At 66.1% G+C, this 15,012-nt stretch carries 16 protein-coding genes; 13 read left to right on the top strand and 3 right to left on the bottom strand.

Translation table 11 applies throughout. From position 1 onward, the window contains the following. The first annotated feature begins 61 nt into the window (after nucleotides 1-61). The 13 genes from hemP to VGV07_RS13685 all read left to right on the top strand — a co-directional run bounded on the left by hemP (nucleotide 62) and on the right by VGV07_RS13685 (nucleotide 11,789). A complete protein-coding gene (hemP, locus tag VGV07_RS13745; RefSeq protein ID WP_326869278.1) occupies nucleotides 62-229 on the top strand; it encodes a hemin uptake protein HemP in 168 nt (55 codons plus the stop codon). A gap of 8 nt (nucleotides 230-237) precedes the next feature. Next, nucleotides 238-663, top strand: a complete 426-nt coding sequence (locus VGV07_RS13740) for a hypothetical protein (RefSeq protein WP_326869277.1) — start codon at nucleotides 238-240, stop codon at nucleotides 661-663. Nucleotides 664-674: 11 nt separating this feature from the next. Next, a complete protein-coding gene (tolQ, locus tag VGV07_RS13735; protein WP_414649953.1) occupies nucleotides 675-1,379 on the top strand; it encodes a protein TolQ in 705 nt (234 codons plus the stop codon). Continuing rightward, on the top strand, nucleotides 1,379-1,813 hold the full coding sequence (locus VGV07_RS13730) for an ExbD/TolR family protein (RefSeq protein ID WP_326869275.1): 435 nt from the start codon (nucleotides 1,379-1,381) through the stop codon (nucleotides 1,811-1,813). Before tolQ ends, VGV07_RS13730 begins: the two co-directional genes overlap by 1 nt. A 1-nt stretch (nucleotide 1,814) precedes the next feature. Further along, on the top strand, nucleotides 1,815-2,957 hold the full coding sequence (locus VGV07_RS13725; protein WP_326869274.1) for a TonB family protein: 1,143 nt from the start codon (nucleotides 1,815-1,817) through the stop codon (nucleotides 2,955-2,957). An 8-nt stretch (nucleotides 2,958-2,965) separates the two neighbouring features. After that, nucleotides 2,966-3,763, top strand: a complete 798-nt coding sequence (locus VGV07_RS13720) for a HugZ family protein (protein ID WP_326869273.1) — start codon at nucleotides 2,966-2,968, stop codon at nucleotides 3,761-3,763. Then, a complete protein-coding gene (locus VGV07_RS13715; RefSeq protein ID WP_326869272.1) occupies nucleotides 3,760-4,296 on the top strand; it encodes an invasion associated locus B family protein in 537 nt (178 codons plus the stop codon). The genes VGV07_RS13720 and VGV07_RS13715 overlap by 4 nt, the downstream gene beginning before the upstream one ends. A gap of 175 nt (nucleotides 4,297-4,471) precedes the next feature. Beyond that, nucleotides 4,472-6,745, top strand: coding sequence for a TonB-dependent receptor (locus tag VGV07_RS13710; RefSeq protein WP_326869271.1), 2,274 nt, complete (start codon nucleotides 4,472-4,474; stop codon nucleotides 6,743-6,745). Between the two features lie 69 nt (nucleotides 6,746-6,814). Then, nucleotides 6,815-8,524 (top strand): ABC transporter ATP-binding protein/permease, encoded by a 1,710-nt coding sequence (locus tag VGV07_RS13705; protein WP_326869270.1) that lies wholly within the window; start codon nucleotides 6,815-6,817, stop codon nucleotides 8,522-8,524. A 10-nt stretch (nucleotides 8,525-8,534) separates the two neighbouring features. Then, nucleotides 8,535-9,239: a hypothetical protein gene (locus tag VGV07_RS13700; protein ID WP_326869269.1), complete on the top strand. Its 705-nt coding sequence runs from the start codon at nucleotides 8,535-8,537 to the stop codon at nucleotides 9,237-9,239. 312 nt (nucleotides 9,240-9,551) lie between these two features. After that, entirely contained in the window at nucleotides 9,552-10,331 is a 780-nt protein-coding gene (locus tag VGV07_RS13695) for an SDR family NAD(P)-dependent oxidoreductase (protein ID WP_326869268.1), read from the top strand. An 8-nt stretch (nucleotides 10,332-10,339) separates the two neighbouring features. Then, on the top strand, nucleotides 10,340-10,912 hold the full coding sequence (locus VGV07_RS13690; RefSeq protein ID WP_326869267.1) for an SDR family NAD(P)-dependent oxidoreductase: 573 nt from the start codon (nucleotides 10,340-10,342) through the stop codon (nucleotides 10,910-10,912). Then, nucleotides 10,896-11,789, top strand: a complete 894-nt coding sequence (locus VGV07_RS13685) for an aldose 1-epimerase (RefSeq protein WP_326869266.1) — start codon at nucleotides 10,896-10,898, stop codon at nucleotides 11,787-11,789. The genes VGV07_RS13690 and VGV07_RS13685 overlap by 17 nt, the downstream gene beginning before the upstream one ends. Before the next feature lie 63 nt (nucleotides 11,790-11,852). Here VGV07_RS13685 and VGV07_RS13680 read toward each other — a convergent pair whose 3' ends face one another. The 3 genes from VGV07_RS13680 to VGV07_RS13670 form a co-directional block, all read right to left on the bottom strand. Beyond that, nucleotides 11,853-13,388, bottom strand: a complete 1,536-nt coding sequence (locus tag VGV07_RS13680; RefSeq protein WP_326869265.1) for a sugar ABC transporter ATP-binding protein — start codon at nucleotides 13,386-13,388, stop codon at nucleotides 11,853-11,855. A gap of 83 nt (nucleotides 13,389-13,471) precedes the next feature. Continuing rightward, nucleotides 13,472-14,443 carry a sugar ABC transporter substrate-binding protein gene (locus VGV07_RS13675; RefSeq protein ID WP_326869264.1) on the bottom strand — a complete coding sequence of 324 codons (972 nt, stop codon included), beginning with the start codon at nucleotides 14,441-14,443 and terminating at the stop codon, nucleotides 13,472-13,474. A gap of 64 nt (nucleotides 14,444-14,507) precedes the next feature. After that, nucleotides 14,508-15,012, bottom strand: a 505-nt coding sequence (locus VGV07_RS13670) for an ABC transporter permease (protein ID WP_414649950.1), incomplete at its 5' end; no start/stop codon positions are given.

Genomic DNA, 15,012 nt, shown 5'->3' with positions numbered 1-15,012 from the left:
TGTTTTAAACTTACGGCAGGCGGTCGGGGTGACCAGGGTGCGACTTGAGGATCTAGAGGACATGACGGCGCTGCCGGAGGCGACGGCGAAAACCGACACGCAGGCGAACCTGCCGAGCTTCACCACCGAAGAACTGTTCGGTGGCGCCACCGAAATCGGCATTGCGCACCAGGGCCTCACCTATCGGCTGCGGATCACCCGGCAGGGCAAACTCGTCCTCAACAAATAGGAGCGCCCATGCGCCTCACCCATCTCTTGTTGCTGGCGACGCTGTGCGCCGCCCCGGCCCTCGCGCAGGAGGCCCCGCCGGCTCCCGGCCTGGCGCTCGAACTCAATGCGCTGACCCCGAGTGAAACCGGCTGCCGCGTCACCTTCCTCGCCACCAACAGGCTTGGCACCGAGCTGACGCGTTCGGCCTTCGAGATCGCGCTGTTCGGTGCGGGCGGCGGCATCGAGCGGCTGGTGTCGCTGGATTTCAAGGCGATGCCGGAGGGCAAGACCCGGGTGTTGCAGTTCGATATCGGCGAGCTCGGCTGCGACAAGGTGAGCCGGGTGCTGATCAACGACGTCGTGGCCTGCGAGGGCACCGGACTCGACCCGAAAGTCTGCCTCAGTGGCCTCAGTACCGCATCGCGCCTCGATGGCGTGGAGTTCGGCATCTGATGGAAACGGTGATCGAAGCGGTGGAGCCGGTGGCGGCGGCACATGACATGTCGATGTTCGCCCTGTTCATGCAGGCGGATTGGGTGGTGAAGTCGGTGATGCTGGGGCTGCTGTTCGCCTCGATCGCCTGCTGGGCGGTGATCTTCGCCAAGGCCGCCGCCTATGCCAAAGCGAAACGCGAGATGAAGGCCTTCGACAGGATCTTCGCCTCAGGCGAGCCGCTGACGCAGATCTATGCCCGGCTGAAGGACGGCCCGCGCTCTGGGCTCGGCGCGCTGTTCGCAGCGGCGATGGAAGAATGGAACGGCAGCCACGCCGACAATGCCGCCAGTTCCGGCGGCTTGCAGGCGCGGCTGCGCATCGTGCTGGACACCACCGTGGCGGCCGAAAGCGAGAAGCTCGACCGCAGCCTGTCGCTCCTCGCAACCGTGGGGAGTGCGGCGCCGTTCGTCGGGCTGTTCGGCACGGTGTGGGGTATCATGAATGCCTTCACCTCGATTGCGGCGGCCAAATCCACCAGCCTCGCAGTGGTGGCGCCAGGCATTGCGGAGGCGCTGTTCGCCACGGCGCTCGGGCTGCTCGCCGCCATTCCGGCGGTGATCGCCTACAACAAGCTTTCGGGCGACGCGGGCCGGCTGATCGGCCGGCTCGAGGCGTTTGCCGACCGGGTTTCGGTGCTGCTGTCGCGGCAGCTCGACGCGCGGGGGAACGCCTGATGAGCATGTCGCTGCAAAGCGCGCGCGGTCGACGGGGCCGACGGGGGGCGATCAGCGAGATCAACATGACGCCGCTGGTCGACGTGATGCTGGTGCTGCTGATCGTCTTCATGGTGACGGCGCCGCTGCTCACCTCGGGCGTGCCGATCGACCTGCCGCAGACCAACGCGCCGGAGATGAAGGTCGAGGGCTCGAAACCGCTGACCATTTCGGTGACCCCTGAGGGCCAGGTCTATCTCGGCGAAGACGAGATCTCGCTCGAGACGCTGCTTGGCGCCGTCGGCGCCGCGGCCGGAGAGGCCGGCACGCAGCAACGGCTCTATATCCGGGGCGACGCCACCGCCGATTACGGGCTGATCATGCAGGTGATGGGCGATCTGAGCCGTGCCGGCTACGCCCGCATCGGCCTGATCACGCAGCAGCGCGAGCAATGAGATGAAGAAGGCCGCCCTCGCCTCCGCCGGTATCCACATCGGGCTGATCGCCGGGGCGTTCGTGTTCCTCAACCTTGAGCCGGCAATCGACGAAACGGCGGCGGAGTCGGTTGCCGTCGAGATCATCTCGGTCGACACGGCGACGAGCAACCCGACCGAAGAGATCAGCGAAGCGACAGAGACGCTGGTTTCGGCAGGCGCCGAAGTCGAGGCGGAAGACATACCTGAGACCGCCGAGGCCGAGGTGGTCGAAGTGGCGGAGGCCGAGCCGGCCGAGGCCGTCGAAGCGGTGGCAGCGCCGGTCGAGGTCGCCGAAGTCACACCGACCGAAAGTGAAGAGATCGCTTCGGCCGAGGTGCTGACTGCCGCCGCCGATCCCATCGCCCCGGTCGAAGCGGTGATGCCGCAGATGGTCGATGCCGCGGCCGCGGAGGTTGCCGACAGCGTCGCGCCGTCGCAATCGGACCCGCTCGAGGTGGTGCGCACCGCGACACTCGCTCAGCTGACGCCCGAGCCGCCGACCCAGCAGATTCCGCCGGCACTGGTGAGACCCCTCGAGGTGGTAAAGCCGCTCGAGACGGCCAGCCTCGCGCCGGTGGTCGAAGAAGAACTGGAGGTGGCGCCGATCCCCAAGCCGCGTATCGTCCGCAAGCCGGTCGCCAAGGCCGTCGAGCCGACCAGGGAGCAGCCGAAGGAACAGCCGCCGGAAAAGCCGAAGAAAGCTGAAAAGCCCGCCGAGAAAAAACCGCAGAAGAAGCCGCCATCGAAGCAGGCCAGCCTCGGCAACGGCGGCAACGCGGCAGCAGACAGCGCCGCGAAGAAATCGGGCGGCGGCGCCGGCAAGAAGAATGATGGCGGCAGCGCCGCTGCGAGCAAGTATCCCGGTCTGGTGCAGGCCAAGGTCACCCGCGCCGCCAAGTACCCCTCGAAAGCTCGAGGCGATGCGGGCGAAGCTTTGGTGAGCTTTACCGTCGGCGCCAGTGGTACAGTCACGAAAGTCGCGCTGGCCCGCAGTTCCGGGAACGCCGCGCTCGACACTGCCGCGCTGGCGGCGGTTGACCGCGCCGCGCCCTTCCCCCCGATACCCGAGGCAGCGGGACGATCGAGCTGGTCGTTCACGGTGCCGGTCTATTTCAAGAAGTGAGTGCGACGATGACCGAAGAAAAAAAGAAGGACGTGCTGCTCGAGACCACCGCCGAGGCGGTGCGCGAAGCCAAGACGCTGATCCGGACGGCGCGATCGGGCGCGATCGCGACGCTCGAGCCGGGCACCGGCTGGCCGATCGCCACACGCGTCGGTGTCTCGACCGACTATGACGGAGCGCCGATCATCCTGATCTCGAAGCTCGCCGCCCATACCGGGGCGCTGCTCGCCGACTCGCGCTGCTCGCTGCTGCTCGGCCATCCGGGCAAGGGCGACCCGCTGGCACATGCCCGCGTCACCATCGCCTGTGAGGCACGCCAGGTGGAGCGCGACAGCGCGGAGCATGTTCGCCTCGACACGCGCTACCTGATCCACCAGCAGAAGGCCAAGCTCTACTCCGGCCTCGGCGATTTCCGCTACTTCCGGCTGGAGCCGAAAAGCGCCTCCTACAATGGCGGGTTCGGTCGTGCCTACGCGCTGACGCGCGAGCATCTGTTGAACGCCAACCCGGCCAACCCGGAGCTGGCAGCAAGCGAGCCGGATGCGATCGAGCATATGAACGACGACCATGGCGAGGCGGTGGGGCTCTATGCCGAGCACTTCGCCAAGGCGGCGCCGGGCAAGTGGCGGCTGATCGGCGTCGACGCCGAAGGCATGGACCTCATCGACGGCGACGATGTCCGCCGCATCTGGTTCGAGAGCGAGCTCACCTCGTCCAAGGACATGCACATGACGCTGGTGAAAATGGCCGGCGAAGCGCGCCGGGCGCTCAACCGGCCGCTGAAGGACGCGAGGGTCGCGTCGTGAAGGCTCCGCTCTTCACCGCGCTGCTGCTGATCTCTTCAGCCCTGCCGCTGCTGACAGCGCCGGTTTTGGCGCAGCAGGCGACGCTGCCGGGTGGCGCCTCGGCGCTCAACGAGGCGCATGGCAGCTGGACGGTGAACTGCACCCTGGTCGAAGCCGGTAAGGACTGCGCCTTCTGGCAGACCGCCGGCAACCCGCAGACCGGCAGCGCGCTGGTGGCGGTCGAGCTTGCAGCCCCCACCGGCAACAAGGCCGAGGGCATGCTGCTGACGGCGTTCGGGCTGAGGCTGGACGCCGGCATCCAGCTCGGCATCGATGGCCAGCAGTTGGGTCAGGCCCTGCCCTTCCTCACCTGCGTGCAGACCGGGTGCCTCGTGCCACTCGATCTCGACGAGGTGGCGCTCAGCGCCATGAAGGTCGGCACGACGCTGGAAGTTACTGGCGTCAAGGTCGACGACGGGCAGCCGGTGACGGTGCCACTGTCACTTGCCGGCTTCACTGCCGCCTACAACCGCACGGCGGAACTGGCGCAATAGCATTTAAACTTGACTCTGAAACTCAGCTTTAATAGAGCGTGAACACCGGTCCAGGGACGGGCCGTGAAACAGCAAGCCACGCGGCGTGCGGCGCGCCGACAGCCAGCCAACATCTTGGTTTCTTTTGGGGGCAGGCATGTCTTATCGGCCGCATGTCGCGCGTGCATCCGCACGCGTGAATATCTCACCTTGGTATCTGGTCGGCATCAGCGCCGCGGCGCTGCTCTGCGCGGTTCCGCAGCCGGTCGCGGCACAGGAACTGACCGAGGCGCAGACGACGATCCTCAAGCGCATCACGGTCACGGCGACACGCAGCGCCAAGAGCGTGCTGGATGTGCCGGCGACGGTGACCGTCATCGACAGCGAAACGCTGGAAAAGCGGATGGTCCGCGATATCCAGGACCTGGTGCGGCTGGAGCCGGGCGTGCAGGTCGATCGCTCCTCCTCCGCCACGCAGCCCTGGGCACAACTGGGCGGCTTCACCATCCGTGGCGTCAGCGGCAACCGGGTGAAGATGCAGGTCGATGGTTCGCGCACCATCGAGAGCATCATCGACGGCGGTCGCGATGTGATCGATCCGTGGAATATGAAGCAGGTCGAGATCATCAAAGGCCCGGCCGGCGTGCTGTGGGGCGCCGATGCGTTGGGCGGCGTGGTGTCGTTCCAGACGCTCGATCCTGAAGACCTGCTCTATGACAGCGACAAGCCCTGGGCGGTGGAAATCAAGACCGCCTTCGACAGCTACGACCGCAGCTTCCGCCAGCAGATCAACGCCGCCTATGATTTCGGCAATGGGCTGCAGGTGCTGGGCTCGCTCGGGCACGTCTCATCCCACGAGGCGACGCTGTCCAATGCTCGCGCCGATGGCGGCATCTGGGGTTGCGCGCGCGCGCCGAACTGGTCGTGCGACAAGTTCTTCCCGACCGATGCCGAGGCTTACAACGCCATGGCCAAGGCAGTGTGGACGCCCAATGACGATCACCGCGTCGAAGTCACGGCGGAATGGAACAACCGCAAGACCGATGTCCAGCAGGTGGACACTTCGGCCAACGCCGTGACCGGCACGCCGACCACTACCAGCCAGTACAATGTCGATGAGTGGACCCGCTCGGTGATTGTCGAGCGGCCGCGCTTTGCCGTCGAACACGAATGGCAGATCGACAACGGCTTCATCGACAGCCTGAAGTGGAACGTCAGCTACTCGCCACAGCGTCGCGGCACGGACAGCTTCAAGAAGCAGAGCTACGCGCTGCCGGTGTCCTACTATACCACCAACCATGCGGTGCGTGACTATCGCGAGGCCTTCCTCGAGGCCGAAATCCAGGCGATCTCCAGCTTCGAGCTCGGCGGCAGCAGCCATACGCTGACCTACGGCTTCGATGGCGACATCGCCAATACGCTCTATGACGACTACACCGACACCTACAACTCACGGACCGGCGTATCCGGGCACACAGAGTATAACGGCTTCAGCTTCCCCGACGTCGAAACGGTGCGCGCCGACCTCTATGTCCAGGACGAGATCAAGCTCTTCGACGAGAAGCTGACGATCACTCCCGGCCTGCGCTACGCGACTTACTCGATCGACCCGACCAAGGGCAAGGCGCCGACCTATCTGCCGGGCTTCAAGCCGGAAAAGATCGACTCGCGGACGCTGATCAAGAGCCTGTCGGCCAAGTACCAGTTCACCGACGCCGTTTCGGCCTACGTTGCCTACAACGAAGGCTACAAGATGCCGACCAGCCAGCAGCTGTTCGTGTCGAGCCTCGATCCATTCTCCGGCGGCGAAGTCATCCCCAACCCGAACCTGCGTCCGGAGACGGTAAAGAGCTACGAAGTCGGCGTGCGTGGCGAATTCGAGAAGGGCTGGCTCAGCGCCACGGCCTTCCATTCGGACTATACCGACTTCATCGAACGCCTGCAGGAAGTGGCGCCGGACACCTACACCTCGATCAACCTGTCGAAAGTGAAACTTTCGGGTATCGAGCTTGCCGGCGAACTGGAGGTCTACGAGAACCTGTTCGTCAACGCCGCCATCACCTACCAGTATGGCCGCCAGCAGACGACGCCCACCGCAGCCGAAAACTGGTACGAGCGGGCAACGCCGCTGACTGCGGTGCTGGGTCTGCGTTACGAGTTGCCCGAGAACAACCTCGAGTTCGAAGTGTTCGGCACCTTTGCCGATGGCGTAGAGCACCGCAACGACCCGAACGCCTTCAAGCCGGGCGGCTATGCGATCTTCGACGCCTTCACCAAATGGAAGCCGACCGAGGACATCGAGATCACGGCTGGCGTCCAGAACATCTTCGACACCCGGTACTTCCCCAACACCATCGGCAGCTACAACCTGCCGGGGTTCCCGGGTGGCACCAATGCCGGAAACGCTCCGCCGGAGCTGCAGACCGGCCCGGGCCGCACCTTCAAGGTCGGTGCCTCAGTGAAGTTCTAACCACACCCACTCCGCGGGCGGGCCTCGTCCATGGCTCTCCCGCTTTTTTTGCTTTTGGAGATCCACGTCATGATCCGCGTGCTCGGCCAGTTCTGGCGGCTGCTCAAGCTCTGCATCAGCGGACGCGGTGGCAAACTGGGGCTGCTGCTGTTCGTTGCCGTGGTGGCGCTGAAGCTCGGCGGTGTCTACGCGACGCTCCGCATCATCTCATGGACCAAGGAGTTCTATTCGGCGCTCGAGGCGGTGGACGCCCAGGCGGCGCTGACGCAGATCGGCGTGTTCGGCATCATCGTGCTGCTCAACTCGATGCGCGAGCTCAGCGCGCAATACCTCAACAAGCTGGTGCTGATCCGCTGGCGGCGCTCCCTGACCGAAGCGGTGCGCGACAAGTGGCTCCGCAACAAGGCTTACCTAGGCCTCGGCGGCAATGGCGGTGGGGTGGATAACCCCGACCAGCGCATCGCCGACGATTGCCGGCTGTTCGTCAGCGGCATGCTGAGTGAAGCGCTGGACCTCATCACCAATATCGTCGCGATCTTTTCCTACGTGGCGCTGCTGTGGCAGCTCTCGTCGTTCCCGCTGTCGCTCGCCTTTATCGGCCTCGACTTCGAGATCCCGCGCTACATGCTGGTCGCCGCCTTCGTCTATGTGGCGCTCTGTTCGCTCCTGACGCACGTGCTCGGCAGCCCGCTGAAGAAGCTCTATGTCGAGCAGCAGCGCCGCGAGGCGGATTTCCGCTTCGCGCTGGCCCGCATGCGCTCCAATGTCGACGAGATCGCCCTGCTCGGGGGCGAGGAAGCCGAACGTCGCACGCTCGACCAGCGCTTCGGCGGGATCATGGGCAACTGGCGCCGGCTGATCAACCGCGAGTTGATCCTCAGTTGCTTCACCTATCCCTACCAGCACACGGTGCTGCGCATCCCGCTATTCGTCGCCCTGCCCGCCTTCCTCGCCGGCAGCGTCAATTTCGGCGGGTTGATGGAGGTGAGCACGGCGTTCTCGAGCGTCGTCACGACGCTTTCGTGGTTCATCTTCTCGTATCGCGACCTCGCCGACCTCGTCGCCGCATCGTCCCGTCTCGATGGCTTCATCAGCGCGGCTGGGCGCGGCCAGGCGGCCGGCGTCACGCAGCCCGGAAGGGGCCAGCTCGATATTGCCGGCCTCGCCCTCAGTCTGCCCGACGGCAAGCCGCTGCTCGATGTGGCGGCACTCAGGGTGGCGCCAGGCGAGGCCGTGTGGATCGCCGGGCCATCCGGGTTGGGGAAGACCACCCTGCTCAAGGCTATCGCCGGGCTCTGGCCGCATGCCGAAGGGCGCATCAGCCTGCCCGCCGGCCCGGCGCTGTTCCTGCCGCAGCAACCCTATGTGCCGCTCGGCCCGATCGTCGACGCGGTGGCCTACCCCTCCGGCCCCGATGCCTTCACGCTGGAACAGCGCCAGGCGGCACTTGAGGCCGTGGGGCTGGGGCACCGGCTCGATGTGATGTTCATCGATGACGAAACGGCGAGCGGCGACCTCTCCGGCGGCGAACTGCAGCGCCTGGCGCTGGCCCGGCTGTTGCTGCAGCGGCCGGCCTTTGCCTATCTCGACGAGCCGACGAGCGCCATCGACGTGGCCTCGGAGACTGAGCTGTTCACGCTGCTGCGTCGCGAACTGCCGGACACCGCCTTCGTCATCGTCGCCCATCGCAGGCCGCAGGGCCTAACCCCGCTCACCACTGTGGAACTGGGCACTGCTCCGGCAGCGCCCACCGCGCCACTCGAACCCGCACTCGCCTAAGGAACCACCAATGCTCGATAAGCCCACCACCCTGCCCCGCGCCCGCCTCGATGCCAGCGCCAAGGACGTCCTCGCCACCCTTCCCGCCATCGGCAGGCTCATGGTGACGGCGCGGCACCTCGGCGCAACGCATGAGCGGATCGGCACGGTCGAGAGCGTCAGCTTCGAGAACGGCTGGGCGGTGATCGGCGGGGCCGAGCACGAGAGCCGGATCGAGCTTGCCAGCATCGCCGAGATCATTGTCGACCGCACCAGCGTGATGAAGGACAAGGCCTATCCGCGTATCGACCTCAACCGCGCCGATGGCAGCTATATCTGCGGCATTGTCGGCTTTGACGGTATCGATCCATTCGATGCAGCCGTGGCGCCGCTCGGCGCGGGCACGGCGATCGAGGCGAAGCCCGACACCCCGCCAGGCGAGCGGATCGAGGCAAGCGAAACCGATCCCGGCCGCCTGCCGCTCGAGGATGCGCAGGCGGCGCAGTCCCCCGTGGTGATCGGCTTCCGACGTCCCGGCTTCCAGCAGTTCTGGCGCGGCACCATCGAGACGGTGAAGCCGGCAATGGGCTTCATCAATGTGATGCGCGCCGATTTCCACCTGCACCTGAAGGCGGGTGCGGTGGCCGAATGGCATCGCGACTCGGTAACCGGCGAGCGCGAAGCGTTCAACGCCGACGGCGAACCGCTAGGGCTGACGCTGCTCAGGGCGAACTGAGGGGCTCACGGACGAAATAGCCACCGTCCGTGTCACAGAACAGCGGTGGTGGTAGCGAGCGGTCCGGCTGACCCGCTGCAAGCCCCCCAGCCACGGTGTCATCCCAGCGAAAGCTGGGACCCAGTTGTCCACTTGCGCAGGCTGCGAGTTGGGTCCCCCCCAGCTTTCGCTGGGATGACAGCCGGTGGGTGTTTCAGGATCGAGCGCAGCCACGTGCTTTGGGGCAAGCTCACCCCATCATCCCAAAGCGCAATTGCCGCTTCAGCCCAGATATTATAATAGCATTGGCGCGGGGCTGGAGGAGTCGTGCCGATGCAGGTTGAGTTGAACGGGCGGGTGGCCCTGGTCACCGGCGCGGCGGGTGCGATTGGCCAGGCCATCGCAAGGCGGCTGAGCGACAACGGCGCCAAAGTCGTCATCGCCGACATCAACCGCGAGGGCGCGGAGGCTTACGCCGCCACCCTGCCCGATGCCATGCCGGCGGTGATCGATATTTCGAGCCGCGACTCGGCCGAGGCCGGCGTTGCCGAGACCATCGCCCGCTATGGCCGGATCGACATCCTGGTCAACAATGCCGGGGTCAACAGCTTCGTCCACCGGGTGAACATCGACAAGTTCCCGCTCGAGGAGTGGGAACGGATCACCCGCATCGACCTCGATGGGCTCTACCTGATGAGCCACGCGGCGCTGCAGCCCATGGTCAGGCAGGGCGACGGCGGGCGGATCATCAACATTGCCTCGGTGGTGGGGCTCGCGGCGATGCGGCTGCAGAGCCCGTTCGTCGCGGCCAAGGCCGGCATCATCCACATGACGCGCTCGATGGCGCTGGAACTGGGGCCGCAAGGCATCCTCACCAATGCCATCGCGCCGGGCTCGATCATGACCGAGGGCACGCGTTCGCTGTTCTATGGCGCCGACGGCAAGTTCGCCGGACGCACCGCGGAATTCATGCAGCACTTGCCGCTCGGACGTCCCGGCACGCCCGAGGAAATCGCCGAGGCGGTACTGTTCCTGAGCTCGCCAGGCGCCGGCTACATCAACGGCCAGGTGCTGGCTGTCGATGGCGGCTGGACCGCCGGCTACATGATGTGAGGCGCAGCATGCGGATCGAACTTGAGAACACATTCGTCGAGTTGCGCGGCGAGCAGAACGCGATAGCGATGGCAGTGCTCGATGCGCTGCGCGCCAGCGGGGCAACAGTCGACGCCGTGGCGCCGGTGCCCGATATCCTCATCGTATCGCTGCCGCTGCTGCCCGATGCCGAATTTGATCCGGCGATGCAGCTGGCGTCGGCGCGAGCCAGCGGCGCGGCGATGTTTTCGCGCGGCAGCGGGCGCATCCTGTTCCTCGTGTCGGCCGCGGCCGGCATGCCGATGCGGCGGCACGCGGAGTTTTCCGTCTCCATGGCCGGGGTGATGGCCACGGTGCGCACCATGGCGATGCAGCTCGGGCCAAGAGTGCTGGTGAACGCGCTGGGGGTCGGCGCGGTGGGCGAGCCGCTGCTGGCAGGCGACGCGGCAATGCTCGGGCATGCCTCGGTGAAGCGGCCCGGCACGGTGGCGGAGGTCGCCGACACGGCGCTGTTCTTCTGCGATCCGCTCAACAGCTACACCACCGGGCAATTGCTGTCGGTCGATGGCGGATGGAGCGCCGGCTATGGTCGCAATTTCTGAACACCTCGAACTCAGGGCCGGGCAGCTGGCGGTCGAGCTCGCGCCGGCGATCGGCGGCAGCATAGCGCGCTTCCAGATCGAGGGTATCGACGTGATGCGGCCGCTGTCCGACGCCAATCGGGCCAGCGGCAATGTGCTGGGCGTGGCATCATTCCCGATGATCCCGTTCGCCAACCGGATCGGCGGCAATGCCTTCACCTTCGAAGGGCAGCACTACAACTTTGCCGCGAACAACCCGCCGGAAATCTACCACGTGCACGGCACCGCCTGGCATCGGCCATGGAGCGCCGAGCAGACCGGGCCGACGGACGCAGTGCTGCGCCTCGAGGTGGCAGACCCATCGTCCTACTCCTATCGGGCAGAACAGCAGTTCACTCTCAGCGAGGCCGGGCTCACGCTGCTGACGCGGGTGACCAATACCGGCGCGCGCCGCATGCCCTTCGGCTTCGGGCACCATCCCTGGTTCGAGCGCGACGCCGATACGACGGTAGAGTTCGGCGCGACCAGCTTCCACCTCAACGAGCCCGAGGGCATGATCGGGCAGCGGGTGTCGCTGCCGCCGGAGGTTTCTTTCAACACGGCCGCGCCGCTGCCGATCTACTGGCGCTGCAGCGACTATGGCGGCTGGGACGGCAGCGCCACGCTGCGCTTCCCAAGCCGCGGCGCCGGCATCACCATGACGGGCGACGCGCCCTACAAGCACGTGATGTTCTACGCCGATCCGGCGCTCAAGGTGTTCTGCGTCGAGCCGCAGACCAATGCGTCGGGGGCATTCAACCGGCCGGACGGGTTTGGCGATGCGGAGGATGGAGTGATCATGCTGGCGCCGGGCGAGAGTGCCGAGGGCACGCTGACGTTCGAGGCGTTTCGGATTTAGGCTCTCGATGGTGCAGCAATCGCCTTCTCCCCTTGCGGGAGAAGGCGCCACCCTAGACGCTGGTTAAGTCGCCGCCCGCACCGTCTCCGCCTGCGCCGCCGCCACGGCCCGCAGCACGCGATCTTCACCGCCTTCGCCACGCTTGAACGCATCGACGATGCGACCATCGGCGATGGTCAGGCAGCGGTCGCAGAGGCCGAGCACTTCTTCGAGCTCCGAGGAGACGACGACCAAAGCCACGCCCTTGCTCGCGAGCTCGACGACGAGCCGGTAGATTTCCTGCCGGGTCGCGGCATCGACGCCCTTGGTCGGCTCGTCGAGCAGCAGAACTTTCGGGGCGCGCATCAGCACCCGGGCAAACAGCAGCTTCTGCTGGTTGCCGCCCGAGAGGTGGGCGACCGAAGCCTGCGGTGAGGAGGCCTTGACGTTGAGCTGGCGCATCGCCTCGAGAATGGCGCTGCGCTCGCGATCGCCGCGCACCATGCCGCGGGCCGAAAGCGGGTCGAGATTGCCGATGGTGATATTGGCGCCGACGGGCAGATTGAACAGCAGGCCGTCGCGCTTCCGGTCCTCGGTGAGAAGCGCGATGCCGGCGTCGCGCGCATCGCGCGGCGAACGGATGGCGATGGCTTGCCCATCGACCTTCACCGTGCCATCGGCGGGGACGCGGCCGAATATGCCGTGGAGAATCTCGCTGCGGCCCGAACCGAGCAACCCGGCAAGGCCGACGATCTCGCCTGCGGCCACCGAGAAGCTGACATCGCGCGCCCCGTAGATGGCGCCGGGCTTGCCGGCGACGCTCAAGTGCTCGACGCTCAGCATGGGGCGGGCGTCGACCGGCGCCTCGTGCGGCGGGAACAGCTTTTGCAGCCGCTGGCCGGACATGGCGAAGATGAAGCGGTCTTCCTCGAATTCCTCGCGGCCCAGCTCCGCCGCAACGCGCCCGTCGCGCAGCACGGTGGCGCGGTCGCAGACGGCGAGCACCTCGGGCAGGCGATGAGTGATGTAGATCATGGTGACGCCCTGTCGCTTCAGACGGCGCAGCACTTCGAGCAACGCTTCGACCTCGGTGCCGGAAAGCGACGCGGTCGGCTCATCGAGCATCAGAACGCGCGGCTTCAAGGCCAGGGCGCGGGCGATCATCACCAGATGGCGCTGGGCCGAGGTGAGTGAAGCGACGATGGCCCTGGGGTCGATCGTGAGGCCAAGGTCATCGAGGATGGCGCGGGTCCGATCCTCGAGCTTGTGCCGGTAGATCAACACGCCCTCGCCAAGCCCGGTATGGCCGGCAAAGACGTTCTCGGCCACCGAGAGCTGCTCCAGCACCTCGATTTCCTGCGGCACGTAGCCGACACCGGCGGCGCGCGCCGCGGCGGGCGAGGCGAAGCTCACCGGCTGGCCAGCCAGCGTGATCTCGCCGGTATAGGAGCCGGCGGGATGGACGCCGTTGAGGATCTTCACCAGCGTCGATTTGCCGGCGCCGTTCTGGCCGAGCAGCGCATGGATTTCACCGGGCAGCACGTTGAAATCGACGCCGCGCAGGGCCTGCACGCCGGCGAAGGCCTTGACGATGCCGCGGGCGGAAAAGATCGGGTCCATGGGTGCTGCCTCGGCGACAAATCAAGAAAGGAAGAACCGCGTCGACCTCCGGGTCAGGGGAGGCCGGCGCGGCGGGAGCCGGTTTACTGGCCGGCGCTTTCGAGCATAGCGTAATAGGGGTCGAGATCGGTCGCAGTGATGACCTTACTGGGCAGGACGTTCATATAGGTGACGGTCTCGCCCTTGGCCAAAGCGCCGAGCAGTTCGGCGACCTTGGCGCTTTCCTCGTAGAGCGGCTGCGCCACGATGCCGTAGGCGGCACCCGACTTCACCAGGTCGAGGTTCTGCCGAATATAGTCCATGCCGATGATCACCACGTCGCGACCGGTCTTGCGGGCCGCGCCCGACCAGGTCTGGATCGAGTTGCCGGTGGTGCCGAAGGCGGCGGTGACATCAGGGTTGCCCTGGAGGATGGCGATGGCCTTGCCCTCGGCAGCGGAGGGCTCAAAGCCTTCCATCTGAGTCTCGAGCACTTTGATGTCCGGGTACTTTTCCGCAATGGTCTTGCGGAAGGCATCGGACATGGCATTTTCGGTATCGTTCGAAGCGCCCTGGGTGAGGGCGACAGTGCCCTTGCCGCCTAGCTTGTCGCCAATGGCGATGGCGGCATTGGTGCCGGCGGCCGCGATATCCTGCGCGGCGGCGGCCTTCAGGCCATCGACCGTGCCCTCGGGCGGCAGCACGTGCCAGGTGACGACGGGCAGGCCTTCCTTACTGAGCTTGGTGATGTAGGAGTAGATCGCCGGATCGGGGCCGTAGACGCCGACGGCGTTGAATTTGGTACGCGACAGGGCCGCCTCGGCGAGTGGCAGGGTGGCCGGGATATCCCAGTTGGTGGCGCTGGGATCGCCCACCACTTCGCAGCTGTAGCCGAGCTCCTTGCACTTATCGAGGAAGCCCGCCTGCATCAGCCGATGCACCGGGTGATCCTTCATCGCCTGCACCCAGAGCAGGTTGACCTCCTGGGCATAGCTGGCGCCGGCGGTGCCGAAGCTTGCCAGCAGCGCCGTGGCGCCGAGCAAGCCCTTCACCAGTGTCCTCTTCGAGATGTTCATGGTTCCTCTCCTCCATTGGCCCGCGGGTTGCCGCGTGGCGTTGAACGGTTGTGCGGAAGCCCCCTCAGGCGCCCGATGTCTTGCTGTCGGATTTTTTGGCTGCTGCGGTTTTGGCGCCGGCGCCGACCGTGAAGTAGCGGCGGCGCAGGATATCGAGGCCGACCGCCAGCACCATGATCACGCCCACCGCAATCTGCTGCCAGTTGGAGTTGACGCCGATGACCACGAGGCCCGACTGCACCACCTTGAGCATCAGGATGCCGACCACGCCGCCGGCAATGGTGCCGGCGCCACCGAACAGGCTCACGCCGCCAACCACCACGCCGGCGATGACGATGAGCTCCCAGCCCGAGCCGATCGAGGTGGTGCCGGACTGCAGGTCCGCCATGACGAACATGCCGGCCAAGGCCGAGAGCGCGCCGACTGTGATGAAGGCGCCGATCTTGTAGATGGTGGTGTTGATGCCGACGAGGCGCGCCACTTCGGGGTTGCCGCCGGTGGCATAGAGGTTGCGGCCGAGCACGGTGCGGCGCAGCACGAAATCGGCGACGATGGCGGCGACGATGAAG

Origin of the sequence: Devosia sp., assembly GCF_035944845.1 — a bacterium.
Taxonomy (GTDB): Bacteria; Pseudomonadota; Alphaproteobacteria; order Rhizobiales; family Devosiaceae; genus Devosia_A.
This window is presented reverse-complemented; position numbering and strand designations above follow the sequence as displayed.